The organism is Waterburya sp. (assembly GCF_058530065.1).
On the sequence record NZ_JBZNBU010000227.1, the window covers coordinates 1 to 2,454 of the forward strand.

Consider the following 2,454-nt stretch of genomic DNA (forward strand, 5'->3'; position numbering starts at 1 on the left):
AGTTAGCGCGGCGATCGCATCCTTAGCCCGTTTGACGGGAGACTACAGCCAGATGGATCGGGTAGTGGCATTTTTGCAACACGATAATATTAATGCCCGTCGAGCCTGCATCCAAGATTTAATCGATACGGAATATTATGCCGCTATTCCTGCCATCGCTAAAGCCCCTATTTCCATTGCATTCCGCTTGCGAGGAATTAGACTGTTAGCTGCCAAAGGTATTGGTGCGGGCAAAATTACTTTTGCAGATGTGGAATCCAGTTTGGATAGCATTATTCGCGATCGCCCTCAAGATATTGAAATGGTACATGAATACGATGCACCACCGTCTATAGAATTTTTAATCGGCGAACTCTATCATACTGATTTTGGACGTTGCTATTTAGCAGGGAAAACCCTTTTAGAAACCTATCCCCAATCAGCACCAGAGGCGTTATTAAAGACCTATGCAGCCGAGGCACATAACGATTATGGGGCGCATTTCCATGTGGTGAAATTATTGGGCTTATTAAAACACCAACCCAGTTACGATTTAATTGTCGAAGCCTTACACAATACATCTCCTCAGTTTCAAAAATCTCGTGCTGCTGCTGCGATCGCATTAGGGAATTTGGGCTTAACTAAAGCAATTCCCATTTTAAAATCAATTCTCGATACTCCTATCTTCGATCTTAAATATGCCTGCCTGTTAGCTTTAGAACAATTAGGCGAAAATTGCTGGGGAGAAGCAGAAGACGATCGCAATATTTTAATTAAAGCTAAAGCTCAACATCAAGAGAAGTAGTAGGTAGTAGGTAGTGGGTAGTGGGTAGTGGGTAGCTACGCTGTTTACTGTTCGTATATCAGCAACTAACAACTAATGACTAATGACTAACAACTAATGACAAATTGGCAACATTCTTCAGATCTTCCAGTATTGGAAAAGAATGACGTTCACATTTGGCGGGCAAATTTAGATATACCTGCCACTGAGATTGAAAAATATTCTAATTATCTGTCAGAGGATGAAATAGCTAGAGCGAATAAATTTCGTTTTCCCCAACACAGACAAAGATTTATGGTTGCCAGAAGTATTTTAAGGCAGTTATTAGGCATTTATTTGGATATATGCCCTAAAACTATTGTCTTTGAATATAGCGATCGCGGTAAACCCCAACTAGCAAAATTCAATAATGGCAGACAATTACAGTTTAATCTCTCCCATTCCCAAGGCTATGCTTTATATGGGTTTACGCAAAATAATTTTATTGGAGTAGATCTAGAATATTTAAGAGAAATGCCCGATGCAGTCAAAATTGCGCGGCGTTTTTTTTCTCCCAGAGAGTTCCAATTTATTGCCAGTTTAGATCGAGAGAGACAAACAAAAGTTTTTTTTCAACTTTGGACAGCCAAAGAAGCCTATCTCAAGGCGATTGGCACTGGTTTGGCAGGATCTTTAGCTGCTGTCGATATTACTTTAGATAGCGCGGAAAATGTTAGCTTACTGGCGATTGACGGTGATGAAAGCTCGATCGAAGATTGGTCGCTTTATTCATGCGTACCTGCTTCAGATTGCGTTGCAACCATAGCCATTAAAACTCAGACAGGCGATCGACAACTAAATTTTTGGGATTGGAATCGAATTTAAAAAACAGTAAATAGTAATTTTTCTAACAAGATCGCGACTAACAAAATAAATTTTATAATCAATGTTACGATCTCTTATGATTTCTTAATAATATAGTAGATAGGGTTTAACAAGAGAATTGCTATGACGACTATTAGCTTTGTCAAAGAAAATAAAGAAGCGATCGCAGCACAGGGTTCTAATTTACGAGAAAAAGCTCTCCAAAATCGAGTTGATATTTATACTCTGGGAGGGAAACTAAGAAATTGTGGCGGTTATGGTCAATGTGCTACCTGTATTGTGGAAATTGCCGAAGGAATGGAAAATTTATCTCCCAAAACAGATTTTGAACTACGCAGGTTAAAGAAAAAGCCCGATAACTATCGTCTAGCTTGTCAAACCCTAGTAAATGGACCAGTTAAGGTCATTACAAAACCCAAACCTCCTAAGAAAAAGAAATAACTGTTGTCGGTAGGGCTATCACCCTAAGTAATGATATTCTAGATATGAATGTTGTTTTAAAATCACCTACTTAGGAGCTGCTTTTATATGGAAGTCAACGATCTGGGATTTGTAGCTACTATTCTATTTGTTTTAGTTCCTACTGTCTTCTTACTAATTCTCTTTATCCAAACTGATAAAGATCAAAGAGAAGGTTAATATAATCTATAACAATAAAATAATTAGTTTATTTGAGCCAGAAAGCAACAATTCAAGACTAATGAAAGCGATCTTAAGGTCGCTTTTGTGGTTATTTGTAGATTTGTTTTCGGCTCTATTTTTTTTCGTTAGTTGTTAGTAGTCAGTTGTCAGTAGTTAGTTGTTTTTAAGATTTGTGTCTGTCTGGA

General features: G+C 38.0%; 4 protein-coding genes. All 4 read left to right on the forward strand.

The genetic code is table 11. From position 1 onward, the window contains the following. A partial coding sequence (locus tag AC33VI_RS13910) for a HEAT repeat domain-containing protein (protein WP_491782868.1) occupies positions 1-784 on the forward strand: 784 nt, incomplete at its 5' end. 96 nt (positions 785-880) lie between these two features. Continuing rightward, entirely contained in the window at positions 881-1,627 is a 747-nt protein-coding gene (locus AC33VI_RS13915) for a 4'-phosphopantetheinyl transferase family protein (RefSeq protein ID WP_491782869.1), read from the forward strand. A 123-nt stretch (positions 1,628-1,750) separates the two neighbouring features. Beyond that, a complete protein-coding gene (locus AC33VI_RS13920; protein ID WP_491782870.1) occupies positions 1,751-2,068 on the forward strand; it encodes a 2Fe-2S iron-sulfur cluster-binding protein in 318 nt (105 codons plus the stop codon). Positions 2,069-2,155: 87 nt separating this feature from the next. Next, the gene (psbM, locus tag AC33VI_RS13925) at positions 2,156-2,266 is read left to right on the forward strand and encodes a photosystem II reaction center protein PsbM (protein WP_106238888.1); all 111 of its coding nucleotides are present in this window, start codon (positions 2,156-2,158) and stop codon (positions 2,264-2,266) included. Positions 2,267-2,454 lie beyond the last annotated feature (188 nt).